The 25,720-nt window shown below is 38.0% G+C and carries 21 protein-coding genes; all 21 read left to right on the forward strand.

Annotation, left to right across the window (positions count from 1 at the left end):
* Positions 1 to 70: 70 nt before the first annotated feature.
* Positions 71 to 733 (forward strand): L-serine ammonia-lyase, iron-sulfur-dependent subunit beta, encoded by a 663-nt coding sequence (gene sdaAB, locus ACE198_RS04415; protein WP_251456103.1) that lies wholly within the window; start codon positions 71 to 73, stop codon positions 731 to 733.
* A 32-nt stretch (positions 734 to 765) separates the two neighbouring features.
* On the forward strand, positions 766 to 1,671 hold the full coding sequence (sdaAA, locus tag ACE198_RS04420; protein WP_251456101.1) for an L-serine ammonia-lyase, iron-sulfur-dependent, subunit alpha: 906 nt from the start codon (positions 766 to 768) through the stop codon (positions 1,669 to 1,671).
* 91 nt (positions 1,672 to 1,762) lie between these two features.
* Positions 1,763 to 2,530 carry a ribonuclease HII gene (locus ACE198_RS04425; protein WP_375374859.1) on the forward strand — a complete coding sequence of 256 codons (768 nt, stop codon included), beginning with the start codon at positions 1,763 to 1,765 and terminating at the stop codon, positions 2,528 to 2,530.
* Between the two features lie 308 nt (positions 2,531 to 2,838).
* Entirely contained in the window at positions 2,839 to 3,999 is a 1,161-nt protein-coding gene (sucC, locus tag ACE198_RS04430) for an ADP-forming succinate--CoA ligase subunit beta (RefSeq protein WP_251456099.1), read from the forward strand.
* A 22-nt stretch (positions 4,000 to 4,021) separates the two neighbouring features.
* Positions 4,022 to 4,924: a succinate--CoA ligase subunit alpha gene (sucD, locus tag ACE198_RS04435; RefSeq protein ID WP_098571679.1), complete on the forward strand. Its 903-nt coding sequence runs from the start codon at positions 4,022 to 4,024 to the stop codon at positions 4,922 to 4,924.
* An 87-nt stretch (positions 4,925 to 5,011) separates the two neighbouring features.
* Complete coding sequence (gene dprA / locus ACE198_RS04440) at positions 5,012 to 5,899, forward strand: DNA-processing protein DprA (RefSeq protein WP_251456097.1); 888 nt, start codon at positions 5,012 to 5,014, stop codon at positions 5,897 to 5,899.
* Between the two features lie 346 nt (positions 5,900 to 6,245).
* Entirely contained in the window at positions 6,246 to 8,324 is a 2,079-nt protein-coding gene (topA, locus tag ACE198_RS04445; RefSeq protein WP_251456095.1) for a type I DNA topoisomerase, read from the forward strand.
* Between the two features lie 197 nt (positions 8,325 to 8,521).
* Positions 8,522 to 9,829 (forward strand): FADH(2)-oxidizing methylenetetrahydrofolate--tRNA-(uracil(54)-C(5))-methyltransferase TrmFO, encoded by a 1,308-nt coding sequence (trmFO, locus tag ACE198_RS04450; RefSeq protein WP_375374795.1) that lies wholly within the window; start codon positions 8,522 to 8,524, stop codon positions 9,827 to 9,829.
* Between the two features lie 184 nt (positions 9,830 to 10,013).
* On the forward strand, positions 10,014 to 10,556 hold the full coding sequence (hslV, locus tag ACE198_RS04455; protein ID WP_088086376.1) for an ATP-dependent protease subunit HslV: 543 nt from the start codon (positions 10,014 to 10,016) through the stop codon (positions 10,554 to 10,556).
* A gap of 18 nt (positions 10,557 to 10,574) precedes the next feature.
* Positions 10,575 to 11,978, forward strand: coding sequence for an ATP-dependent protease ATPase subunit HslU (hslU, locus tag ACE198_RS04460; RefSeq protein WP_251456092.1), 1,404 nt, complete (start codon positions 10,575 to 10,577; stop codon positions 11,976 to 11,978).
* A 122-nt stretch (positions 11,979 to 12,100) separates the two neighbouring features.
* Complete coding sequence (gene codY, locus ACE198_RS04465) at positions 12,101 to 12,880, forward strand: GTP-sensing pleiotropic transcriptional regulator CodY (RefSeq protein ID WP_026566456.1); 780 nt, start codon at positions 12,101 to 12,103, stop codon at positions 12,878 to 12,880.
* A 197-nt stretch (positions 12,881 to 13,077) separates the two neighbouring features.
* Positions 13,078 to 13,782, forward strand: a complete 705-nt coding sequence (rpsB, locus tag ACE198_RS04470) for a 30S ribosomal protein S2 (RefSeq protein ID WP_098571684.1) — start codon at positions 13,078 to 13,080, stop codon at positions 13,780 to 13,782.
* Between the two features lie 140 nt (positions 13,783 to 13,922).
* Positions 13,923 to 14,804, forward strand: coding sequence for a translation elongation factor Ts (gene tsf, locus ACE198_RS04475; protein WP_375374796.1), 882 nt, complete (start codon positions 13,923 to 13,925; stop codon positions 14,802 to 14,804).
* Between the two features lie 106 nt (positions 14,805 to 14,910).
* Complete coding sequence (pyrH, locus tag ACE198_RS04480) at positions 14,911 to 15,636, forward strand: UMP kinase (RefSeq protein ID WP_098571686.1); 726 nt, start codon at positions 14,911 to 14,913, stop codon at positions 15,634 to 15,636.
* A complete protein-coding gene (gene frr, locus ACE198_RS04485; protein WP_098571687.1) occupies positions 15,636 to 16,193 on the forward strand; it encodes a ribosome recycling factor in 558 nt (185 codons plus the stop codon). Before pyrH ends, frr begins: the two co-directional genes overlap by 1 nt.
* Positions 16,194 to 16,460: 267 nt before the next feature.
* Positions 16,461 to 17,237 (forward strand): undecaprenyl pyrophosphate synthase, encoded by a 777-nt coding sequence (locus ACE198_RS04490; RefSeq protein ID WP_375374797.1) that lies wholly within the window; start codon positions 16,461 to 16,463, stop codon positions 17,235 to 17,237.
* Between the two features lie 24 nt (positions 17,238 to 17,261).
* Entirely contained in the window at positions 17,262 to 18,056 is a 795-nt protein-coding gene (locus tag ACE198_RS04495; protein ID WP_098571689.1) for a phosphatidate cytidylyltransferase, read from the forward strand.
* A gap of 34 nt (positions 18,057 to 18,090) precedes the next feature.
* Positions 18,091 to 19,233 (forward strand): 1-deoxy-D-xylulose-5-phosphate reductoisomerase, encoded by a 1,143-nt coding sequence (dxr, locus tag ACE198_RS04500; protein WP_098571690.1) that lies wholly within the window; start codon positions 18,091 to 18,093, stop codon positions 19,231 to 19,233.
* A gap of 17 nt (positions 19,234 to 19,250) precedes the next feature.
* Complete coding sequence (rseP, locus tag ACE198_RS04505; RefSeq protein WP_098571691.1) at positions 19,251 to 20,510, forward strand: RIP metalloprotease RseP; 1,260 nt, start codon at positions 19,251 to 19,253, stop codon at positions 20,508 to 20,510.
* 183 nt (positions 20,511 to 20,693) lie between these two features.
* Positions 20,694 to 25,019: a PolC-type DNA polymerase III gene (locus ACE198_RS04510; RefSeq protein ID WP_375374798.1), complete on the forward strand. Its 4,326-nt coding sequence runs from the start codon at positions 20,694 to 20,696 to the stop codon at positions 25,017 to 25,019.
* 214 nt (positions 25,020 to 25,233) lie between these two features.
* Positions 25,234 to 25,704, forward strand: coding sequence for a ribosome maturation factor RimP (gene rimP / locus ACE198_RS04515; RefSeq protein ID WP_098571693.1), 471 nt, complete (start codon positions 25,234 to 25,236; stop codon positions 25,702 to 25,704).
* The last annotated feature ends 16 nt before the right edge of the window (positions 25,705 to 25,720 follow it).

Consider the following 25,720-nt stretch of genomic DNA (forward strand, 5'->3'; position numbering starts at 1 on the left):
GTATTTATCGGAGGCTATTTTGCCTTATATCTTGTAATATAATTGTATAGAAAATAAAGGAGCATCCTAAATGAAATATCGATCTGCATTTGATATTATTGGTCCAGTCATGATTGGACCATCAAGCTCTCATACCGCAGGCGCAGCTCGAATTGGCCGTGTAGCAAGAACCTTATTCGGTCAGCTGCCAAAGAAAGCAGTCATCTCATTGTACGGTTCATTTGCAAAAACCTATAAAGGACACGGAACAGACTTTGCCATTGTGGCTGGACTGTTGGATTTAGATACATTTGATGAACGAATGCCAAAATCCTTGGATATTGCAAAAGAAATGGGGTTAGAGGTGATCTTTCGTACTGAAGTGGCAGTAACAGATCACCCTAATACCGTGAAAATAAATTTGTATCATGAAGATAACGAACTTGAACTCGTTGGGATTTCAATTGGTGGTGGAACGATCGAGATAACTGAATTAAATTCATTCCCATTGAAACTTTCGGGTGAACATCCTGCAATATTAGTTATACATCAAGACCGTTTTGGTATCATTTCAGCCGTAACAAGTGTGTTATCAAAATATGAAATTAACATAGGGCATATGGAAGTTTCGCGATTAGAAAAAGGTGAAATGGCTTTAATGGTTATTGAAGTGGACCAAAAAATTGATAACAGGGTAATTGAGGAATTACAACAGCTTTCCAATGTATCGCAAATCATTCGAATGGCTGAATAGATTGACTTAAGGACACATCTGGAGGTGTTTATATGTTTCGAAATGTAGCGGAACTTGTGCAACTTGCAGAGGAAAATCAAGTTAAAATTGCAGAAATCATGATTCGTCAAGAAATCGAAGTTTCAGGACTTTCTAGAGAAGAAGTTCTAGCTAAAATGGATAGGAATTTAGCAGTAATGGAACAAGCGGTGGAAAGAGGTTTGAAGGGAGTACACTCCCATACAGGCCTAACTGGCGGCGACGCAGTGTTGCTTCAAAACTATATTAAGAGTGGCCGAGCCCTAGGGGGGACGATTTTGTTAGATGCCGTTAGTAAGGCTGTGGCAACTAATGAAGTGAACGCTGCTATGGGTGTGATTTGTGCTACACCAACAGCTGGTTCAGCAGGCGTAGTACCTGGAACATTATTTGCAGTAAAAGAAAAATTAAATCCAACTCGCCAAGAAATGATAGAATTTTTATTTACGGCAGCGGCATTCGGCTTCGTAGTCGCAAATAATGCCTCTATTTCAGGCGCTGCAGGTGGATGCCAAGCAGAAGTAGGTTCAGCGAGTGGAATGGCAGCTGCAGCGATTGTTGAATTAGCAGGCGGTTCGCCTAAGCAGGCAGCCGAGGCGATGGCGATCACCTTGAAAAATATGCTTGGATTAGTATGTGATCCAGTTGCTGGTTTAGTTGAGGTTCCTTGTGTAAAACGGAATGCAATGGGCGCATCTAATGCGATAACAGCTGCAGATATGGCGTTGGCGGGAATTACAAGTAGAATCCCATGTGACGAAGTCATACATGCTATGTTTTTAATAGGTCAATCCATGCCATCTGCTTTAAGAGAAACAGCCGAGGGCGGACTTGCAGCGACTCCAACAGGGAAAAGATTAGAACAAGAAATTTTTGGAAATGACAAACCATTCAAATTAAAAGACTTAGTATTATCCTAAAAAGTATGAATAACACCCAATGCGAATCAAAGATTGGGTGTTATTTTGCTTGTTAATAGAAAATGATAAGATCAAAATTGCAGGTGATAGAATGAAACAATTAACCATCGCAGAGATTGAAAAGCGAATAGAAAATATCGTAATCGAATCTGATCCGTTCTTATTGGACCTTCTTCAAGATGAGCGTAAAGGTGTTCAACAGTTGGTACATAGATGGAAAAAGAAATATGCCGAGAAACAACAGCTAAAAGAAAAATTTGCTGAAATGAATGTTTATGAACATAAATGGCGTTTAAACGGTTTTGAACTGATTGCAGGTGTTGACGAAGTCGGAAGAGGACCGCTTGCAGGTCCAGTAGTTGCAGCGGCTGTCATTTTGCCACATGACTTTTTTCTTGCAGGAATTGACGACTCTAAAAAGCTGTCTGAAAAAAAACGTTTGGAATACGATTCAATCATTAGAAAAGAATCCATTGCCTTCAGCATTTCTATGATTCATGCGCAGGAAATTGATGAAATGAATATTTATCAAGCGACAAAAAAAGCAATGAATGTTGCTATTGCATCTTTAGAACCTAAACCAGACTTTTTACTTATTGATGCAATGAAACTTGAAATTCCCTTCCCCTCTGAATCTATTATTAAGGGTGACGCCAAAAGTATTTCAATCGCTGCAGCATCGATTATAGCAAAAGTAGCAAGAGATACATTGATGAAGGAAATTTCACAAACCTATCCAGTCTATGGATTTCAACAAAACATGGGCTATGGAACGAAAGAACATATCGATGCAATTAAACAACATGGAATTACATCGTATCACAGAAAGACCTTCGCACCAGTCAAAGACTTTGTTTAAGGAAATCAACAGACTAGTTTAATGTAGCCATACAAAAAAGATTGTCGATTTAAAACCCGAAATCCTTCGGATTTGTCGACAGTCTGTAATAAAAACAGGCAAAGCTAGTTTTTTATTATTATATTAAGAAACAAATTATTCCAAATGAGGTGCTAACTTCCTGTGTGAAATCGAAAAAAATAATTGACAATTTAGAATATTTCTAAGAAGTATATAATTTTTTAGCATAATGGTAGACAAGGTATGTATCATTATATAAAATGAAAACGGAGTCAGTTTTTAGAAGAGTTTGAATAGGAGGATGGGAAATGAATATCCATGAGTATCAAGGGAAAGAGATCCTCAGAAAATACGGGGTTGCGGTTCCAAATGGAAAAGTAGCGTTCACTGTAGAGGAAGCAGTGGAAGCAGCGAAAGAATTAGGTACACAAGTTTGTGTAGTAAAAGCACAAATCCATGCTGGTGGACGGGGTAAAGCCGGCGGTGTTAAAGTAGCAAAAAACCTTGATGAGGTTCGTACATATGCAAGCGAAATCCTCGGAAAAACTTTAGTTACACACCAAACAGGTCCAGAAGGTAAAGAAGTGAAACGCCTGCTTATTGAAGAAGGCTGTGATATCAAAAAAGAATACTATGTTGGACTAGTATTAGACCGTGCGACATCTCGAGTTGTTTTAATGGCTTCAGAAGAGGGCGGTACGGAAATTGAAGAGGTTGCTGAAAAGACTCCAGAGAAAATTTTCAAAGAAGAAATTGATCCGGTTGTAGGCTTACAGCCTTATCAAGCACGTCGCATTGCATTCAATATTAATATTCCAAAAGAATTAATTAATCAAGCTGTTAAATTTATGACAGCGCTATACAATGCATATATCGATAAAGATTGCTCCATCGCAGAAATTAATCCGCTTGTTGTTACAGGTGATGGTAAGGTAATGGCTCTTGATGCAAAATTAAACTTTGACTCGAATGCTCTATATCGTCAAAAAGACGTTCTTGAGTATCGTGACCTTGAAGAAGAGGATGCAAAAGAAATCGAAGCATCTAAATACGACTTAAGCTATGTTGCTTTAGACGGAAACATTGGTTGTATGGTTAATGGTGCAGGCCTTGCTATGTCAACGATGGATATTATTAAACATTACGGCGGCGACCCTGCTAACTTCCTTGATGTTGGGGGCGGCGCAACAGCTGAGAAAGTTACAGAAGCATTCAAAATTATCCTTTCTGATCCAAACGTAAAAGGTATTTTCGTTAATATCTTTGGTGGAATCATGAAGTGTGATGTTATTGCTGAGGGTGTAGTAGAAGCAGCTAAGCAGGTTGGTCTAAGTGTTCCGCTTGTAGTTCGCTTAGAGGGAACAAACGTTGAATTAGGTAAGAAAATCTTAGCCGAGTCAACTGTTGAAATTATTGCTGCTGAATCCATGGCTGATGGCGCACAAAAAATCGTTTCATTAGTGAAATAGGATCATAGAAAGGGGAATTAATGTGAGCGTTTTTATTAATAAAGATACAAAAGTTATTGTTCAAGGGATTACTGGTTCAACTGCCCTTTTTCATACAAAACAAATGCTTGAATATGGAACACAAATTGTTGGTGGGACATCTCCAGGTAAAGGCGGAATGGAAGTAGAAGGCGTTCCTGTCTTTAATACGGTTAAAGATGCTGTTGTTGCAACAGGTGCTACAGCTTCTGTTATTTACGTACCTGCACCATTTGCTGCCGATGCGATTATCGAAGCTGTCGATGCTGAGTTGGATCTTGCCATTTGTATCACTGAACATATTCCAGTTTTAGATATGGTAAAAGTAAAACGTTATATGGAAGGCAAAAAGACCCGCTTAGTTGGTCCAAACTGCCCGGGTGTGATCACTGCTGATGAATGTAAAATCGGAATTATGCCTGGTTACATTCATACAAAAGGACATGTTGGTGTTGTATCCCGCTCTGGAACATTAACATACGAGGCTGTTCATCAATTAACCCAAGCTGGTATTGGTCAAACAACTGCTGTCGGGATTGGTGGAGACCCTGTGAATGGAACAAACTTCATCGATGTTTTAAAAGCATTTAATGAAGATCCTGAAACATACGCTGTCATCATGATTGGTGAAATCGGCGGTACAGCTGAAGAAGAAGCAGCTGAATGGGTGAAAGCGAACATGACAAAACCTGTAGTCGGCTTCATCGGTGGACGTACAGCTCCTCCAGGGAAACGTATGGGCCATGCAGGTGCCATTATTTCAGGTGGTAAAGGTACGGCAGATGAAAAGATTCGTGTCATGAACGAGTGCGGAATTAAAGTTGCTGATACTCCATCTGTTATGGGTGAAACTTTAATTGAAGTGTTAAAAGAACAAGGTTTATACGAAAAGTGTAAAACACACTAATATTTACTGCTAGTGTTTAACAATCAGTCCCTCATAAATGAGGGGCTATTTGTCTAAGCTAAAATTATAAGGAGGAAATTATTAAAAATGGACGACTTTAAGGAGAAACTGATTTCTTTGTTACATTATCCAGATATTTCTTGGAGCACCGTTTTCCAAATGCTAAAAAAAGACCCAACCCTGAAAAACGTCTATAAATTCCAAACCCATTTCCCACACCAGACTAGTTTATTTTCACCTAGTACCTCAAGTAACTCTTCAGATAATTCTTCTAACTCTTCATTTAATCCTGATATCATTCGAGATCAAATCCGCCAATACGAAACCAATGATATAGCTGTGATCACTATTCTAGATAAAGAATATCCTTCATTGTTAAAAGAAATTTATCAACCACCATGGGCATTGTTTGCCAAGGGTGATCTCTCCCTCCTCGAAAAAGACCCCAAACTTGCCGTAGTTGGTTCCCGTCAGGCTACCCAGTATGGAAAAAATGCTATTCGAGTGATTTTTCCTGGTTTAATAGATAAGGGAATCCTTATAGTAAGTGGTTTGGCAAGAGGGATTGACGCACTTGCACATGAATATGCGATAAAAAATGGTGGAAATACTATTGCCGTGATAGCAGGTGGGTTTTATCATATTTATCCAAAGGAAAATATGAACTTAGCTTTAGAAATGATGAAAAATCAACTTGTTCTTTCAGAGTATCCCCCGGATACTAAGCCGCTCAGATGGCATTTTCCATCGCGGAATCGAATCATTAGTGGTTTGTCTAAGGGGACCTTTATTATAGAAGCAAAGCGAAAAAGCGGTTCTCTGATTACCGCCAATTTTGCGGTCAATGAGGGAAGAGAGGTATTTTCCTTACCTGGAAGCATTTTTAACCCTTATTCAATCGGCGCAAATGAACTAATTCAACAAGGGGCAAAGCTGGTAACTGGTGCGGAGGATATATTAGTTGAAATTAGATAAAACTCTAGGTTACCTAAAATTTTTAAGAAAAAATTGTTTATTTTTAAAGGTTTTTATGAATAAATGGAGAAATTAGCTTAAAAAGGTTGCAATAATTTCTAATTTGTTATACATTTTCCAACAGATGTTCGAAAAAAAGAATATTTGCACATGGAATAAATAATTATGTAAAAACACATATAAAAGAAAAACTTTGGGATAGGGCAGTTTTGTAAAGTATTTTCTCCGGTCATTTTAGGTAAAACTGGTATGTAGGAAAGCTTCTCAAATGAAAAGCACCTTAGAAACAGAAATTTTGCCAGAATCGGGGCGCTTCTACACTTTCCCTCTTAAGGAGGATATTTAAATGGCTGATTTTCTTGTAATCGTTGAATCGCCGGCAAAAGCGAAAACGATTGAACGATATTTAGGAAATAAATATAAAGTAAAAGCTTCAATGGGACATATTCGCGATTTGCCACGGAGCCAAATGGGGGTTAATGTAGAAAATAGCTATGAACCAAAATATATAACGATTCGTGGAAAAGGTCCTGTTTTAAAAGATTTAAAAACAGCAGCTAAAAAAGCGAAAAAAATTTATCTCGCAGCTGACCCGGATCGTGAAGGGGAAGCAATTGCATGGCATTTAGCCCATAGTTTATCAGTCGACATTAGTTCTGATTGTCGAGTTGTTTTTAATGAAATAACAAAAGATGCGATAAAAGAATCCTTTAAGCATCCACGTCCAATTAATATGGATTTGGTGGATGCCCAGCAGGCACGTAGAATTCTCGACCGGCTTGTGGGCTATAATATCAGTCCTCTTCTCTGGAAAAAGGTAAAGAAAGGCTTAAGTGCAGGTCGAGTTCAATCCGTAGCTGTCCGTCTTATTATCGATCGAGAAAATGAAATCAAAGCCTTTGTCCCAGAAGAATATTGGACGATTGATGGCGAGTTTTTAAAAGGAAAAGACCATTTCAGTGCCCAATATTTTTCCTTAGCAGGCAAAGAAAAATTTGAACTTAAATCTGAACAAGATGTTCAAAGCATTCTAAGCCAAATGGATGACAATAAGTTTGTAGTCATATCAGTTACAAAAAAAGAACGAAAAAGAAACCCTGCGCCACCTTTTATAACTTCATCTTTGCAACAAGAAGCAGCCCGAAAATTAAACTTTCGAGCTAAGAAAACGATGATGCTTGCACAGCAGTTATATGAAGGGATTGAGCTTGGAAAAGAAGGAACGGTTGGTCTGATTACATACATGAGAACGGATTCAACAAGGATCTCAGATGTCGCACAAACCGAGGCTGCTGAGTACATCCGCTCAGAGTATGGGGAAGATTATTTAAAAGATGAGCAAAGAAAAGAGAAGAAACAATCGAACGCCCAAGATGCACATGAAGCGATTCGCCCGACAAGTACTTTGAGAGATCCCAATAGCTTAAAATCATTTTTATCAAGAGACCAACTGCGTCTATATAAATTAATCTGGGAACGGTTTTTAGCGAGCCAAATGGCACAAGCTGTTATGGATACTATGAGTGTAGACTTGCAAAATGGGAATGTTCTATTCCGAGCAAATGGTTCAAAAATCAAGTTTCCTGGTTTTATGAAACTTTATGTTGAGGGCTCAGATGACAATGTAGATGAAAAGGATAAAATGCTTCCAGATCTAAAAGTTGGGGATGAAGTATTTAAAAAGGACATCGAGCCTAAGCAGCACTTTACTCAGCCACCTCCAAGGTATACGGAGGCAAGATTGGTTAAGACACTGGAAGAGCTGGGAATTGGCCGTCCGTCGACATATGCACCAACCCTCGACACAATTCAAAAGCGGGGGTATGTAGCACTCGATAATAAAAGATTTATACCTACCGAACTTGGTGAAATTATCGATGAGTTAATTTTAGAGTTTTTCCCAGATATTCTAGACGTCGAATTTACAGCAAAAATGGAACAGGGCTTAGATAATATCGAAGATGGTAAGGTCCCTTGGGTCAAAATTATCGATGAGTTTTATCAAGATTTTGAAATTCATCTAAAAAAAGCTGAAGAAGAAATGCAATCGGTTGAAATCAAAGATGAGCCTGCAGGGGAAGATTGTGAGAACTGTGGGAACCCAATGGTCTTTAAAATGGGACGGTATGGGAAATTTATGGCTTGCAGCAATTTTCCTGATTGCAGGAATACAAAACCAATTGTCAAAGAAATCGGAGTAACTTGCCCGAGTTGTAAAGAAGGACAAATCATTGAGCGTAAAAGTAAGAAGAAGAGATTATTTTACGGGTGCACTAAATACCCTGCATGTGAATTTATCTCTTGGGATAAACCACTTCCAAGGGAATGCCCTAAATGTGAAGGCATGCTGGTTGAAAAGAAATTAAAAAAAGGCGTGCAAGTTCAATGTGTTAGTTGTGATTACAAAGAGGAACCTCAAAACTAGGGGGAAGAGTGGACAAAGTCCACTCTTTTCATTTTGTTTTAATCATAATTAAAAACATTTCCACATTACTTAAAACTTTTTTCTTTTTCATTCGTATAGTACAATGCAAGATGGACTAAATTGTGGGAAAGGTAATGATAGGTATGTGAACTTTTCCACATTTACATAAACCAAGGTTAATATTAGGAGGATAATAAATGAAGGATGGTACTATAAATGTAATTGGGGCTGGTCTTGCAGGAAGTGAAGCAGCATGGCAAATTGCAAAACGCGGGGTCAAAGTAAGACTTTATGAGATGAGACCAGTGAGGCAAACACCTGCCCACCATACAGATAAATTTGCAGAATTAGTTTGCAGTAATTCTTTACGTGCTAATACATTAACAAATGCAGTAGGTGTATTAAAAGAAGAAATGAGAAAACTTGATTCTGTCATCATCGCGGCGGCTGATGCTTGTTCTGTACCTGCCGGGGGTGCGCTAGCAGTAGACCGACATGAATTTGCAGCTAAAGTGACTGAAATGGTAAAAAATCATGAAAATGTGACGGTAGTAAATGAAGAAGTAACGGAAATTCCTGAGGGCATAACAGTTATTGCCACTGGCCCGCTAACAAGTCCGGATCTTTCTGAAAAACTTAAGGGGCTGACAGGTGAGGAATATCTTTATTTTTACGATGCTGCTGCACCAATACTTGAAAAAGATAGTATTGATATGGAAAAAGTTTATTTAAAATCCCGTTATGATAAAGGGGAAGCAGCATACCTGAACTGTCCGATGACTGAAGAAGAATTTAACCGTTTTTATGACGCGCTAATCACTGCTGAAATAGTTCCTGTAAAAGAATTTGAAAAGGAAGTTTTTTTTGAAGGGTGTATGCCCATCGAAGTAATGGCGTCACGTGGAAAGAAAACGATGCTGTTCGGTCCGTTAAAACCAGTAGGATTAGAGGATCCAAAAACAGGAAAAAGGCCCTTTGCAGTAGTGCAGCTTCGTCAAGATGATGCGGCTGGAACACTTTTTAATATTGTCGGTTTTCAGACACATTTAAAGTGGGGCGCACAAAAGGAAGTCATTCAATTAATTCCTGGCTTAGAAAATGCAGAAATTATCCGTTATGGTGTGATGCACCGGAATACGTTTATCAATTCTCCAAAAGTCTTAAAAGCGACCTATCAATTCCGAAACAGAGAAGATTTATTCTTTGCCGGTCAAATGACAGGGGTAGAAGGCTATGTTGAATCTGCGGCAAGTGGGTTAATCGCAGGAATAAATGCCGCGCGGTTAAGCCAAGGATTGGATCCACTTGAATTTCCGGAAGAAACAGCGATTGGAAGTATGGCGCATTATATTACGACTACCAATGCTAAGAATTTCCAGCCAATGAATGCAAACTTTGGTTTATTTCCCGAACTGCCGGTAAGAATTAAAGGAAAGCAAGAGAGAAATTTACAGCACGCAAATCGAGCGCTAGAAACAATTCAGAACTTTGTGAAAGTTTTGTAAAGTTTATTGCAAGGGAATTAGAAGTATGTTACGATTTAGTAGCCCTTGCGAAGAAAATATTATGACAAATGTGAATATTTTCTTAAAGTTAATTATAGAGTATTTACAAATTGAAATTTCACATGTTACATAATTATCTGTGCGAAAATTAAATCGAAATCACTCCAAAAGGAGGTTCATCTTTATGAACCAATTTCATGCGACAACGATATTTGCAATCCATCATAATGGTGAATATTCAATGTCAGGTGATGGACAAGTGACATTTGGTAATGCGGTAGTGATGAAACACACAGCAAGAAAAGTAAGAAAGATATTTAATGGAAAAGTACTTGCTGGTTTTGCCGGTTCTGTTGCAGATGCATTTACCCTTTTTGAACTATTTGAGGGAAAATTAGAGGAATTTAACGGAAACCTTCAGAGAGCAGCGGTAGAGCTTGCTAAAGAGTGGAGAAGCGATAAAGTGCTCAGGAAGCTTGAAGCAATGCTAATTGTTATGAATCGTGAATATTTACTGCTTGTATCAGGAACTGGAGAAGTAATCGAACCTGATGATGGAATTCTAGCGATTGGCTCGGGTGGTAACTATGCGTTATCCGCTGGCCGTGCCTTAAAGAAATACTCAGGAGACCACTTGTCTGCAAAGGAAATAGCGAAAGCTTCTTTAGAAATAGCAGCAGAAATATGTGTGTATACGAACCATAACATTATTGTGGAAGAGCTATAACGGAAGGAGACGTATATTATGGGAAAAACCACTAATTTAACCCCTCGTCAAATCGTTGAAAAACTTGATCAATATATCATTGGACAAAAGGATGCCAAAAAAGCAGTGGCTGTTGCCCTTAGGAATCGATTCAGAAGGGGATTGTTAAATGAAAAACTTAGGGATGAAATTATCCCTAAAAATATTTTGATGATCGGGCCAACTGGCGTGGGTAAAACGGAAATTGCCAGAAGAATTGCTAAAATTGTCGGCGCTCCTTTTATCAAAGTGGAAGCTACCAAGTTTACGGAAGTGGGCTATGTTGGGCGTGATGTTGAATCCATGGTTAGAGATCTTGCTGAAACCTCTGTACGTTTAGTGAAAGAAGAACGAATGCAAAATGTGAAGGAACGGGCTGAGGAAAATGCAAACAGCCGACTGGTCGATTTACTAGTTCCGTCCGCTAAGAAAGCAAATAATTTTAAAAATCCTCTTGAGATGCTCTTTGGCGGTGGCAATCCGTCTACAGATACAGAAGCTCAGCAAGAAGATTATTCAATCACAGAAAAAAGAAAAATTGTGAAAGAAAAATTAGCATTAGGGCAGCTTGAGGAAGAAATCGTTACAGTAGAAGTAGAAGAGCAAACACCATCCATGTTTGATATGCTTCAAGGCTCAGGGATTGAACAAATGGGAATGAATATGCAAGATGCATTAAGCAGCTTTATGCCTAAAAAACGCAAAAAGCGCAAATTGACTGTTCGTGAAGCTAGAAAGGTGTTAACTAGTGAAGAGGCTTCTAAGCTAATTGATATGGATGAAGTATCGTCTGAAGCAATCTATCGTGCGGAACAAAATGGAATTATTTTCATAGATGAGATTGATAAAATTGCTAGCAAGAACTCTGGAGGATCTTCAGCAGATGTATCAAGAGAAGGTGTCCAACGAGATATTTTACCTGTGGTTGAAGGTTCAACAGTGGTAACAAAATATGGTTCAGTAAAAACAGATCATGTTTTATTTATTGCAGCCGGCGCATTTCACATGGCCAAACCTTCAGATTTAATTCCGGAGCTTCAAGGGCGCTTCCCGATTCGTGTTGAATTAACGAAATTGACTGTGGAAGATTTTTTCAGGATCTTAATCGAACCTGATAATGCACTAATAAAGCAATATCAAGCATTATTGGAAACCGAAGGTATACAAATTGAATTTTCTGACGATGCTATTCGTAGAATTGCTGAAGTGGCATATGAAGTAAATCAAAATACAGACAATATTGGTGCAAGACGTCTTCATACCATACTTGAAAAGCTTTTAGAAGATTTATCTTTTGAGGCACCAGATATTTCGATGGAGAAAGTTACTATTACACCAAAGTATGTAGATGATAAACTTGGTGCTATTTCGAAAAACAAAGATTTAAGTCAATTTATCCTATAAAAGTGAACATTTGTTTTATGAAAATTTTGGAAGCGATGTTCATTTATTAGATACCTAAAATGTAGAAATTACGCTTGATTAAAATTTAATAATGGTTGTAGTTACTTAGGAGGAAGAAACAGATGGATTTACTTACAAAAACTAGAAGAATTAACGTATTATTGCAAAAGGCGGCTGGAAAACCAGTTAATTTTAAGGAAATGTCCGAGACATTGAGCGAAACAATCGAAGCAAATGTGTATATTGTCAGCCGTCGCGGGAAGCTTCTTGGTTTTTCAATTTATCAGCAAATTGAAAACGAAAGAATGAAAAAAATGTTTGAGGATCGTCAATTTCCTGAAGAATATACAAATGGCTTATTTAATATTCAAGAAACATCTTCTAACCTTGATATTGAAAGCCAATATACTGCTTTTCCAGTGGAAAATGGAGATTTATTCCGTACAGGATTAACAACAATTGTGCCGATTATTGGTGGAGGGGAGCGTCTTGGAACACTCATTCTTGCAAGATTAGAAGCGAAATTCCATGATGAAGATTTAATCCTTGCAGAATATGGGGCAACAGTTGTAGGAATGGAAATTCTCCGTGAAAAATCAGAAGAAATTGAAGAAGAAGCAAGAAGTAAAGCCGTTGTTCAAATGGCGATTAGTTCATTATCATATAGTGAGCTTGAAGCGATTGAGCATATTTTTGAAGAACTGAATGGCCGTGAAGGGTTATTAGTTGCATCTAAAATTGCAGACCGTGTTGGAATTACCCGTTCAGTTATCGTTAACGCTTTAAGAAAGCTTGAGAGTGCTGGGGTAATTGAATCACGTTCACTTGGTATGAAAGGAACATATATCAAAGTCTTAAATGATAAGTTCTTGATTGAATTAGATAAACTAAGAGCAAATTAATTAAACCATTCCCTAGCTGAGCTAGGGAATTTGTTTTTTTAGTAAAGTAATGCTTGATTGTTATTACCACATATGCTATATTATTTCATGGTGTTAATACACACGCTCATTGATTTAAACAGATGGTGCTGTTAATGACAGTTTCTGTTTAGAAATGAAGTGAGCGGAGGAAAACAAACCATTAGGAGGAAAAAATCATGTCAGTAATTTCTATGAAGCAATTGCTTGAAGCTGGTGTACACTTTGGACACCAAACACGCCGTTGGAATCCAAAAATGAAGAAATATATCTTCACAGAGCGTAACGGTATCTATATCATTGACCTACAAAAAACAGTTAAAAAAGTTGAAGAAGCTTATAACTGGGTTAAGGACCTTGCTGGTAACGGCGGAACTGTACTTTTTGTTGGTACAAAGAAACAAGCTCAAGATTCTGTTAAAGAAGAAGCAGGCCGTTCTGGTATGTACTATGTTAACCAACGTTGGTTAGGTGGTACACTAACAAACTTTGAAACAATTCAAAAGCGTATTGGCCGCTTAAAAGATATTGAAAGAATGTCTGAAGATGGTACTTTTGAAGTACTACCTAAGAAAGAAGTAGTACAATTGAAGAAGGAACAAGAACGTCTTGAAAAATTCCTAGGCGGAATTAAAGACATGAAACAACTTCCAGATGCACTATTCATCATCGATCCTCGTAAAGAGCGTATCGCTGTTGCGGAAGCTAAGAAATTAAACATTCCAATCGTTGGTATCGTTGATACAAACTGCGATCCAGACGAAATCGATGTTGTTATTCCTGCGAATGACGATGCGATCCGTGCGGTTAAGCTTTTAACTGGTAAAATGGCTGATGCAATCCTTGAAGCAAAACAAGGTGAAGAAGTAGCTGTTCAAGCTTAATTTAAGTGATTGAATGAAAAGGTGATAAGAGGGAGACCCTTTATCACCTTTTTTTAAGAAGGTTTTTTTAAGAAAGTTTTATATTAGCTGTCATTGGCTAAGATATGGATACATAGAAAAATAAAGGAGGAATTTACATTATGGCAATTACTGCTCAAATGGTAAAAGAATTACGTGAAAAAACTGGTGCAGGTATGTTGGATTGTAAAAAAGCATTAACTGAAACTAATGGTGATATGGAAAAAGCAATTGACTTCTTACGCGAAAAAGGAATTGCATCTGCGGCTAAAAAAGGTGACCGTATCGCTGCAGAAGGGTTAACATATGTTGTTACTGAAGGAAACAATGCAGTTATCCTAGAAGTAAACTCTGAAACTGATTTCGTTGCGAAAAACGAAGCGTTCCAGGCACTTGTTAAAGAATTAGCTGCACATCTTCTAAAAAACAACCCAGCATCTGTTGAAGATGCATCTGCACAAACAATGGAAAATGGCGTGACTGTAGCAGACCATATCAATGCTGCGATTGCGAAGATTGGTGAAAAATTAACACTTCGCCGTTTTACAGTTTTATCAAAAACTGATAACGATGCATTTGGTGCTTACATTCATATGGGTGGCCGTATTTCTGTGTTATCTGTTCTTGAAGGTACTACAGATGCAGATGCTGCAAAAGATGTTTCTATGCATATTGCTGCACTTAAGCCGAAATATGTTTCCCGTGATCAAGTTTCACAAGACGAAGTAGAGCACGAGCGTCAAGTATTAACTCAACAAGCTCTAAACGAAGGAAAGCCTGAAAAGATCGTTGAAAAAATGGTTGAAGGCCGCCTAGGAAAATATTTTGAAGATGTATGTGTCCTTGATCAAACTTTTGTTAAAAACCCTGATCAAAAAGTACGTCAATTTGTTGAATCTAAAGGTGCTACAATCCGTGAATTCGTTCGTTACGAAGTAGGAGAAGGCATTGAAAAACGTGAAGATAACTTTGCAGAAGAAGTAATGAATCAAATTAAAAAATAATCTGAAATATTCTTGAGCAAAAGGGAATATTACGAAATAGTTATTAAATAGGGGACACTGTGTGTTCCCTTTTTTAAAAAGTATTAATACATAAATGGAGGTTTATATGAACGGTCCTAAGTACAAACGCGTTGTATTAAAGTTGAGCGGAGAAGCACTAGCAGGTGATGAGAGCTTTGGAATTAAACCTTCTGTGATCAAATCGATTGCTATTCAAGTGAAAGAAATAGCGGAACTTGGTGTCGAAGTTGCTGTTGTGGTTGGCGGCGGTAACATTTGGCGTGGTAAAATTGGCAGTGAAATGGGAATGGATCGGGCAACTGCTGATTATATGGGGATGCTTGCAACGGTAATGAATTCCTTAGCCTTACAGGATAGTTTAGAGCATTTAGGCATTGAATCAAGAGTGCAAACTTCTATCGAAATGCGTCAAGTAGCTGAACCTTATATTAGACGTCGTGCGATTAGACATTTAGAGAAAAAACGAGTGGTAATTTTTGCAGCTGGTACTGGGAATCCATACTTCTCAACTGATACAACAGCAGCACTCCGAGCAGCGGAAATTGATGCTGAAGTGATCCTGATGGCTAAAAATAATGTCGATGGTGTTTACTCTGCAGACCCTCGTTTGGATGCAAACGCAACTAAATATGAAGATTTGTCCTTCCTTGATGTGCTTAAAGAAGGATTAGCAGTTATGGACTCAACTGCCTCTTCATTATGTATGGACAATGATATTCCATTGATTGTATTCTCAATTATGGAGCAGGGCAATATTAAACGCGCTGTTATGGGTGAAAAGATAGGAACAATTGTTAGGGGGAAACATTAATGCCAAAACAGGTCATTGCTGCGACAAAAGATCGTATGACAAAAGCGATTCAGTCATATTCACGTGAACTTGCAAGTATTCGAGCGGGAAGAGCAAGTGCTTCATTATTAGATAGGATTACAATTGATTACTATGGTGCACCAACCCCTGTCAATCAAATGGCTGGAATTACCACACCTGAAGCAAGGCTGATTGTGATACAACCGTATGATAAATCCATTCTTGGTGATATTGAGAAAGCTATTCTCAAATCCGATTTAGGATTAAATCCTAGTAATGATGGAACGGTTATCCGCCTTGCGATTCCACAGTTAACTGAGGAGCGTCGTAAAGAACTGGTCAAGTTAGTTAAAAAGTATTCAGAAGAAGCTAAAGTAGCTGTCCGTAATATCCGTCGTGACGGAAATGATGATTTGAAAAAGCTTGAGAAGAACGGTGAAATTACTGAGGATGCTCTTCGCGGTCATTCTGATGATATTCAAAAGCTTACTGATGAGTATATTAGTAAAATTGATCAAATTACAAAAGATAAAGAAAAAGAAATTTTGGAAGTATAATTTATTATAGAACCCTCTGCATAGGGGGTTTTTCACTATTTTATTACGTAAATAATTCCAATTGAGGGATTTTGAAAGTTGTCTGAAAATAATTCTTAATTCCTTTTATTTTACATAAGTTAATTAATAGAGATATCTTAATGCTTTTTTGGTATGATAAAAACATGCTACCCCGAAATGTCCATTACATAACAACACACGCTTCAATGGAATTGATTGATGATTTATTTTCGGAGGAAATGATTAACTAATTAGAGGAGCAATGTCATGTTTAATAAAATAAGGCTTGGGAAGAACCGAAATACCTCTTCCACACTCCGAAATAAAATAGATGAAATAAAAAAATTGCCTGTTCCTGAACATGTGGCGATTATTATGGATGGAAACGGGCGTTGGGCTAAAAAACGAGCATTACCAAGGATTGCTGGTCATCACGAAGGTATGAAAGTCGTCCGAAAAACCACGAAGTTAGCCAATGAACTTGGAATTAAGACGTTAACATTATATGCGTTTTCGACTGAAAATTGGAAAAGACCAAAAAATGAAGTGGAGTATATAATGAGTCTTCCTGATGAGTTTTTAGGTACTTTTCTTCCAGATTTGATTTCAGAAAATGTACAGGTGAAAATGATGGGTTACAAAAATCAACTTCCCCCACATACACTGCGTGCAATTGAAAAGGCTATTGATGATACAAAGGATAACAACGGGTTAGTCCTCAATTTTGCTTTAAATTATGGGAGTAGAGCAGAAATACTAGATGCTGTTAAGAAGGTCTTAAAAGATAGCAAAAGTGGTAAACTAAAAGAGTCAGCCTTAGATGATAAGGTCTTTTCTTCCTATCTAATGACCGCCGACTTTTCTGATCCAGACTTATTAATCCGAACGAGTGGTGAAATCCGCTTAAGTAACTTTATGCTTTGGCAGTTAGCTTACTCAGAATTTTGGTTTACCGATGTGTTATGGCCAGATTTTAGTGAGGAACATTTACTGGAAGCAATAGAAACATTTCAAAAACGACAGCGTCGGTTTGGTGGTATATAGTACAACAAAGGTGTTGAAAATTAAATGAAGCAAAGAATCATAACAGGAGTCATCGCAGCTGCACTTTTTTTACCCATCGTTTACTTTGGCGGGTTTCCAATGGTATTGTTAACCTACTTTTTAGCGACGATCGGTTTATATGAATTATTGAAAATGAAAAAAATTAATATTTTTTCTGTAAATGGTGTTTTGACGGTTTTATTTCTTTGGGTGCTGCTTTTTCCTGAGGAGTATTATCACATATTGGATTCCTTTTATTATTCAAAAGTGGAGATATGTATTGCTTTAATTTTTTTGTTACTTACTTTTACAGTCATAACCAAGAATCAATTTACATTTGAAGATGTTTCATTTTCCATTTTGTCTGCTATTTATGTAGGGATTGGTTTTTACTTTTTCTTCGAAACAAGACAAGACGGCGGCCTCGTTTTTATCTTGTATTCTTTATTTATGATTTGGGCTACCGATTCAGGTGCATATTTTATTGGAAAGGCCCTTGGAAAGACAAAGCTTTGGCCGGAAATTAGCCCCAATAAAACAGTGGAAGGATCAATTGGCGGTGTTGTTTGTGCTGTTTTGGTTGCAGTTCTCTTTGCAATCTTTTCTGACATCAATGTCGGTCTCTTATCATTAATGGGAATTACAGTTGTTCTATCTATTTTCGGACAAATTGGTGACTTAGTTGAATCTGCTTTTAAGCGTCATTTCCATGTTAAAGACTCTGGGAATATCTTGCCAGGTCACGGAGGGATTCTTGACCGATTTGACAGCCTATTATTTGTTTGGCCCTTGCTTCATCTGTTTCACCTTTGGGTATAAAGCGTATGTGCTTTACATTTAGGAGTTGACCTTATTGAAAAAGATTAATTTATTGGGTGCGACAGGATCAATCGGCACTCAAACGTTAGATATTATTCGTGAACATCCATCCGAATTTAGAGTGACAGCTATTTCTGTTGGGAAAAATATTGATTTGGCTCGAAAATTTATTGTTGAGTTTCAACCTGAGCTTGTTTCTGTACAAGACTATCAGGATTGTCATACATTAAAAGCAGAATTCCCTAATATTAAGTTTACATTTGGTCAGGAAGGACTTATTGAGGCTGCCGTTTATGAAAAGGCAGATATCCTTGTCAATGCTGTTATTGGAAGTGTGGGTTTAAACCCAACGCTGCAAGCGATCGAGAGTGGGAAAATCATTGCTATTGCTAATAAAGAAACTCTTGTAACTGCTGGCCATTTAGTAATTGATGCTGCTAAAAGAAATAATGTTCCACTCCTACCTGTCGATAGTGAGCATTCTGCCATTTTTCAAGCCTTGCAGGGGGAGAAAGAAAAAAATATTGAAAGATTAATTCTTACTGCTTCTGGTGGAAGCTTTCGTGATCGAACTCGGCAAGAATTGAAAAATGTTACCGTCGAACAAGCTTTAAACCATCCAAATTGGTCAATGGGAGCCAAAATCACCATTGATTCGGCCTCGATGATGAATAAAGGTTTGGAAGTCATTGAAGCACACTGGCTCTTTAATATGCCATATGAAAAGATTGATGTACTGCTTCATAAAGAAAGCATCATCCATTCAATGGTTGAATTCCATGATAGCAGTATAATTGCCCAATTAGGTACACCAGATATGCGCGTACCTATCCAATTTGCTCTTACCTATCCCGATCGCTTAGCATTACCTACATCAAAACGTTTGGATTTAGCAAGTATTGGGAAATTGCATTTTCAGGAAATGGATGTTGCAAGATTTCGCTGTCTAGGGTTTGCCTATGAAGCAGGAAAAAAAGGGGGTTCGATGCCTACGGTATTGAATGCGGCAAATGAAGTGGCCGTTGCAGCATTTCTAGCGGGAAAAATCCATTTCTTGCAAATTGAAGATTTGATTGAAAAGGCATTAACTACTCACCAAATCGTGGATCACCCTAGCTTAGCAGCAATCCAAGAGATAGATACAGAAACAAGAGATTATGTACGTTCACTTCTATAAAAAAAGGTGGTTTTAATTTGACTACAGTAATTGCCTTTATTGTGATTTTTGGCGCGCTTGTATTCTTTCATGAATTAGGTCATTTGATTTTCGCAAAAAGGGCAGGTATTTTATGCCGTGAATTTGCCATAGGTTTTGGTCCCAAGGTATTTTCCCATAAAAAAGGGGAAACGACGTATACTATTCGCTTACTACCGATTGGCGGATTTGTCCGTATGGCTGGAGAAGACCCAGAAATAATTGAAATTAAGCCTGGCTATCGAATTGGCCTGTTGTTTGATAAAGATGAGAAAGTAAATAAAATCATCCTGAATAATAAAGAAAAATTTCCTAATTGCCGAATTGTTGAAGTGGAATATGCAGATATAGAAAAAGATTTAATCATTAAAGGATTTCCTGACGATGAGGAAGAGGAATTAAAAACATTTACCATTGACCCAAAAGCAGTCATTGTAGAAAATGGGGTCGAATCACAGATTGCTCCCATTGATCGTCAATTTGGTTCAAAAACATTGGGGCAACGAACAATGGCTATTTTTGCTGGACCAATGATGAATTTTGTACTTGCATTCATTGTATTTATTATTATTGCTTTTATTCAAGGTGTTCCTACGAATGAACCTAAGTTAGGTGAAATTACTCCTGAAGGAGCAGCAATGGCTGCAGGTCTTAAAAAGGGTGATTTAATACAGACAATCAATGGTTCAGAAATAACTAGTTGGTCTGATGTTGTGGAAGTTATTCGGAAAAACCCAAATGAAAAACTCGATTTTTCAATTCGCCGTGACAACAAGGATTTAGATATCACGGTAACCCCGATTGAAAAAACAGTGGAGGGAAAGAAAATTGGACTGATTGGTGTATATAGTCCAGTTGAAAAATCTCCCATTCAAGCGGTAAAAGCAGGATTCACAGAAACCTATTTCTGGACTAAGCAGATTTTTGTGATGGTCGGTAAATTAGTTACGGGACAATTTTCAATCGATGCTCTATCTGGGCCGGTTGGTATTTACCAAGCTACTGATTCTGTTGCTAAATCTGGAATTTATTATTTAATGAAATGGGCCGGGATTTTAAGCATTAACTTAGGAATTATGAACTTATTACCTATTCCTGCTCTTGATGGCGGCAGATTGATGTTTTTTGCTGTTGAAGCTGTCAGAGGAAAACCGATTGATCGTCAAAAGGAAGGAATGGTCCATTTTATTGGATTTGCCCTCCTCATGCTGCTCATGCTAGTCGTAACGTGGAATGATATTCAAAGATTCTTCCTGTAATTAAATATTAATGATTTATGGGGCCGTCTATACGGTCCCTTCATTTGTTTTCAGGAAAACTATTTTACCTAAAATGGAGAATTTTTTCTGTCGAATAAAGACGAATCCATTCAACTCATATGATATAATTATTTTTTGACGAAATAAAAATTTAATGATTTTTAATAGATGGGAGAGAGAAAGATGAGCGAACATGCCGACGGCAAAAAAGAGCGATTCCAACTCTTGCTCCAGCAGCTGCAATTAATCGAGGATGCTGTTGTAGTGCATTTCAACAATGCGCAAATAGATAGGCTTTTAGTTGAAAAAAAGAATCGAAAGTGGCATTTTCAATTTTCACTCGAAAATATCCTTCCCTATAATATCTACGTTCTGTTTACGACACAACTTGAACGGACATTTTCAAACATTGCCACGATATCGTTCCAAATTAATGTAACAAACCAAACCATTTCATCTGAATTAATACGAGATTATTGGAGTTATAGCATTCAGCAAATCGATGGGATTGCTCCGCCGCTTTTAAAACTTTTACATGAACAACTCCCTGAAGTGAATGGAAATAAACTAACAATTACAGTTCGTAACGATACAGAGGGACTTGCATTAAAGAGGAAATATGGAGAGATAATCTCAAATATATATCAATCGTTTGGATTTCCTAGCCTTTCAATAGAGACGGACCTGAAAAATGTAGAAAAAAGTGATGAATACCAACAATTTTTACTTGCTAAGCAAAAAGAAGATCAAGAACGCGGACTGCAGGCAATGGTTGAATTGCAGAAAAAAGAAGCTGAAAAAGATCAAGCTTCGGGTGATTTGCCATCTGGTCCACTTACTATTGGTCTTACGATTAAAGATAATAACGACTTACGCAGTTTGATTGATATTGTTGATGAAGAAAGAAGAGTAGCAGTGGAAGGTTACATCTTTGATGCTGAGATTCGTGAACTCAGGAGCGGCAGGTCGCTGTTAACCTTTAAAATAACTGATTACACAAGTTCCATCATGGTAAAAATGTTTTCACGAGACAAAGAGGACGCCGCTCTCTTCCAACTTGTCAAGAAGGGGATGTGGGTAAAGGTTCGAGGAAGCATTCAAAATGATACCTTTGTCCGAGACCTTGTCATGATAGGAAATGATATCAATGAAATCAAACCTGCAGGTCGTAAGGATACGGCTCCTGAAGATGAAAAACGGGTTGAGCTCCATCTTCATACCCCGATGAGTCAAATGGATGCTGTCACACCTGTAAGTGCGTTGATTGCTCAGGCAAAAAAATGGGGGCATAAAGCGATTGCCGTTACCGATCACGCTGTTGCCCAATCCTTTCCTGAAGCATATGGTGCAGGGAAGAAAAATGATATTAAAATTCTCTATGGCGTTGAAGTAAACTTAGTAGATGATGGGGTCCCAATCGCCTATAATGATGCGCACCGTCAGCTTACCGAGGATACTTATGTCGTTTTTGACGTTGAAACGACGGGTCTCTCAGCAGTGTACAACACTATTATCGAACTAGCTGCTGTAAAAATACATGATGGAGAAATCATTGATCGATTTGAATCCTTTGCCAATCCACATCACCGATTATCGGCAACAACAATCAATCTCACTGGAATAACGGACGACATGGTCCAAACGGCTCCGGAAATAGAAGAAGTTCTTCGGAATTTTAGAGAATGGGTCGGAGATTCTGTCCTTGTTGCCCATAATGCTTCCTTCGATATGGGTTTCCTAAATGTCGGCTATAAGAAAATAGGCTTTGATAAAGCAAATAATCCTGTTATTGATACGCTTGAACTAGGACGCTTCCTGTATCCAGAGATGAAAAACCATCGGTTAAATACGCTGGCAAAGAAGTTCGATATTGAATTAACCCAGCATCACCGGGCGATTTATGATGCGGAAGCCACTGGTTATTTACTTTTGAAAATGTTAAAAGATTCATTAGAAAAAGGAATCGAATATCATGATCAATTTAATGATAATATGGGTAAAGGCAATGCTTACCAACGTGCACGTCCCTATCACTGTACATTATTAGCTCAGACTCAAGCGGGTTTAAAGAATCTGTTTAAACTTGTATCCATTTCTCATCTTGAATACTTTTATCGTGTCCCACGATTGCCTCGATCTGTTTTACAAAAATACAGAGAAGGGATTCTTGTTGGCTCCGGATGTAATAAAGGGGAAGTATTTGAGGGGATGATGCAAAAGTCTCCAGAGGAAGTGGAAGGCGCTGCCCGCTTTTATGATTACATTGAAGTCATGCCAAAAGAAGTCAATGCCCCTTTAATTGAAATGGAATTAGTGAGCGATGAAAAAGCAATGGAAGACATTATTGCGAAAATCGTTAAATTGGGAGATAAATTAGGTCTTCCAGTTGTTGCCACAGGGAATGTCCATTATCTTAACGAAAATGATAAAATTTATCGCAAAATATTAATTAATTCGCAAGGGGGAGCGAATCCGCTCAACCGTCATCAACTTCCAGATGTTCACTTTAGAACAACCAATGAAATGCTTGATGCCTTTTCATTTTTAGGAAAAGAGAAAGCAAAAGAAATTGTCGTCACGAACACAAATAAAATTGCTGATATGATTGAAGTCATTAAACCAATTAAAGATGATTTGTATACACCGAAAATTGAGGGTGCCGATGAAGAAATGCGCGAAATGAGTTACGGAATGGCACGGAAGATTTACGGTGACAACTTGCCTGAAATTGTTGAAGCCCGGTTAGAAAAAGAACTGAAAAGTATTATTGGACATGGATTTGCCGTTATTTATTTGATTTCACACAAGCTAGTAAAAAAATCATTAGATGATGGTTACCTTGTAGGTTCCAGGGGATCTGTCGGCTCATCACTGGTTGCAACGATGACAGAAATTACGGAAGTAAATCCACTGCCGCCACATTATGTATGTCCAACCTGTAAGCATTCAGAGTTCTTTAATGATGGATCGGTTGGATCTGGGTTTGATTTACCTGATAAAGACTGTCCGCAATGCGGCGGTAAATACCATAAAGACGGACACGATATTCCGTTCGAAACGTTCCTTGGATTTAAAGGGGATAAAGTTCCCGATATCGATTTAAACTTCTCTGGTGAGTACCAGCCGCGTGCCCATAACTATACGAAGGTTCTTTTCGGTGAAGAATATGTTTATCGTGCTGGAACAATAGGCACGGTTGCCGATAAAACAGCTTTTGGTTATGTGAAGGCATATCAGCAAGATAACAATCTTCAACTCCGCGGTGCCGAAGTGGAACGATTAGCTTCGGGATGTACAGGAGTTAAAAGAACAACGGGACAGCATCCGGGGGGGATTATCGTAATCCCTGATTACATGGATGTTTATGATTTTTCACCGATTCAATTCCCAGCTGACGATAGAAATTCAGAATGGAAGACCACTCATTTCGATTTCCATTCCATCCATGATAATGTCTTAAAGCTCGATATTCTAGGGCACGACGATCCGACAGTCATTAGGATGCTTCAGGATCTGAGCGGAATGGATCCAAAAACAATCCCAACCGATGACCCTGAAGTTATGAAGATATTCAGCGGCACCGAGTCATTAGGTGTAACTGAACAACAAATCATGTGTAAAACGGGTACACTGGGTATTCCAGAGTTTGGGACTCGATTTGTTCGTCAGATGCTTGAAGATACAAAACCAACTACTTTTTCTGAACTAGTGCAAATCTCAGGTCTGTCTCATGGTACCGATGTATGGCTTGGGAATGCTCAGGAATTAATTCATAATAAAACATGTAATCTGAGTGAAGTAATTGGCTGCCGGGATGATATCATGGTCTACCTTATTTATCAGGGATTGGATCCTTCCTTTGCTTTTAAAATTATGGAATCCGTTCGTAAAGGTAAAGGGTTAAGTGAGGAAATGGAAGCTGAGATGAGGAAAAATGAGGTTCCGGAATGGTACATCGACTCCTGTAAAAAGATCAAGTATATGTTCCCTAAAGCTCACGCGGCTGCCTATGTACTTATGGCAGTTAGAATTGCCTATTTCAAGGTTCATTTGCCGCTCCTATATTATGCCGCTTACTTTACTGTACGTGCTGAAGACTTTGATATTGAAGCGATGTCGCGCGGTTCAGAAGCAATTCGTGCTAAAATTGAGGAAATCAATGCTAAAGGCTTGGAAGCATCAAACAAAGAGAAAAACTTATTGACGGTATTAGAACTAGCATTAGAAATGACAGAAAGAGGCTTTGTATTCCAAAACTATGATTTATATAAATCTTCTGCCTCTGAATTTATCATTGAAGGCAATTCCTTAATACCGCCATTTAATTCGATTCCAGGTCTTGGAACAAATGCGGCCTATAATATTGTCAAGGCTCGGGAATCAGGAGAGTTTTTATCTAAAGAAGATTTGCAGCAGCGCGGAAAAGTATCTAAAACTATCCTTGAATATTTGGACAAACAGGGGTGTCTCGCATCCCTTCCAGAGCAAAACCAGTTATCGTTGTTTTAAATAGGAAAATACTTGACAAACGGCGAAGATATTTGCATAAAAATGATGGTTATGGTATAGTTTTATTGGAAATACTAAGAAATACTCTCGTGAACAAGAGTGGGGAAACCCGCTCTTTCCTTTTTGTATACGACTTTTTTCTTAGTATAACTTGATAAAACTTTCCGTGAACTACATACAATATGGGTGAAATTATCGGAAAAGGAGGTAAAGCATGAGCAAGGTAACGGAAGTTGTAGAAGAATTGGCTGCACCTATTTTTCAAGAACTTGGTTTAGAATTAGTGGAAATTGAGTATGTGAAAGAAGGGAAAAGTTGGTTTCTACGCGTATATATCGATAAAGACAACGGTGTTGATATTGAAGATTGCGGACTCGTTAGCGAAAAACTCAGCGAAAAACTCGATGAGCTTGATCCGATTCCCCATAACTATTTTCTTGAAGTTTCTTCACCTGGGGCTGAGCGCCCATTAAAAAAAGATAAAGACTTTCAAAAAGCAATCGGTAAAAATGTTTTTATCAAAACTTATGAACCAATCGATGGGGAAAAAAGCTTTGAGGGGACCTTATTAGAATTTGATGGACAACTTTTAAAAATTGAAATGAAAATAAAGACCCGTAAGAAGACGATTGAACTTCCCTATGAAAAGGTAGCAAATGCGCGTTTAGCAGTTACATTTTCGTAATGAAATTATTGGAAAA

This window comes from Neobacillus sp. KR4-4 (assembly GCF_042136325.1).
Taxonomy (GTDB): domain Bacteria; phylum Bacillota; class Bacilli; order Bacillales; family Cytobacillaceae; genus Neobacillus.

Bases quoted from the DNA above. Each gene is read 5' to 3' on its own strand.
- sdaAB (WP_251456103.1), top strand. From the start codon at position 71: ATGAAATATCGATCTGCATTTGATATTATTGGTCCAGTCATGATTGGA.
- sdaAA (WP_251456101.1), top strand. From the start codon at position 766: ATGTTTCGAAATGTAGCGGAACTTGTGCAACTTGCAGAGGAAAATCAA.
- ACE198_RS04425 (WP_375374859.1), top strand. From the start codon at position 1,763: ATGAAACAATTAACCATCGCAGAGATTGAAAAGCGAATAGAAAATATC.
- sucC (WP_251456099.1), top strand. From the start codon at position 2,839: ATGAATATCCATGAGTATCAAGGGAAAGAGATCCTCAGAAAATACGGG.
- dprA (WP_251456097.1), top strand. From the start codon at position 5,012: ATGGACGACTTTAAGGAGAAACTGATTTCTTTGTTACATTATCCAGAT.
- topA (WP_251456095.1), top strand. From the start codon at position 6,246: ATGGCTGATTTTCTTGTAATCGTTGAATCGCCGGCAAAAGCGAAAACG.
- trmFO (WP_375374795.1), top strand. From the start codon at position 8,522: ATGAAGGATGGTACTATAAATGTAATTGGGGCTGGTCTTGCAGGAAGT.
- hslV (WP_088086376.1), top strand. From the start codon at position 10,014: ATGAACCAATTTCATGCGACAACGATATTTGCAATCCATCATAATGGT.
- hslU (WP_251456092.1), top strand. From the start codon at position 10,575: ATGGGAAAAACCACTAATTTAACCCCTCGTCAAATCGTTGAAAAACTT.
- codY (WP_026566456.1), top strand. From the start codon at position 12,101: ATGGATTTACTTACAAAAACTAGAAGAATTAACGTATTATTGCAAAAG.
- rpsB (WP_098571684.1), top strand. From the start codon at position 13,078: ATGTCAGTAATTTCTATGAAGCAATTGCTTGAAGCTGGTGTACACTTT.
- tsf (WP_375374796.1), top strand. From the start codon at position 13,923: ATGGCAATTACTGCTCAAATGGTAAAAGAATTACGTGAAAAAACTGGT.
- pyrH (WP_098571686.1), top strand. From the start codon at position 14,911: ATGAACGGTCCTAAGTACAAACGCGTTGTATTAAAGTTGAGCGGAGAA.
- frr (WP_098571687.1), top strand. From the start codon at position 15,636: ATGCCAAAACAGGTCATTGCTGCGACAAAAGATCGTATGACAAAAGCG.
- ACE198_RS04490 (WP_375374797.1), top strand. From the start codon at position 16,461: ATGTTTAATAAAATAAGGCTTGGGAAGAACCGAAATACCTCTTCCACA.
- ACE198_RS04495 (WP_098571689.1), top strand. From the start codon at position 17,262: ATGAAGCAAAGAATCATAACAGGAGTCATCGCAGCTGCACTTTTTTTA.
- ACE198_RS04510 (WP_375374798.1), top strand. From the start codon at position 20,694: ATGAGCGAACATGCCGACGGCAAAAAAGAGCGATTCCAACTCTTGCTC.
- rimP (WP_098571693.1), top strand. From the start codon at position 25,234: ATGAGCAAGGTAACGGAAGTTGTAGAAGAATTGGCTGCACCTATTTTT.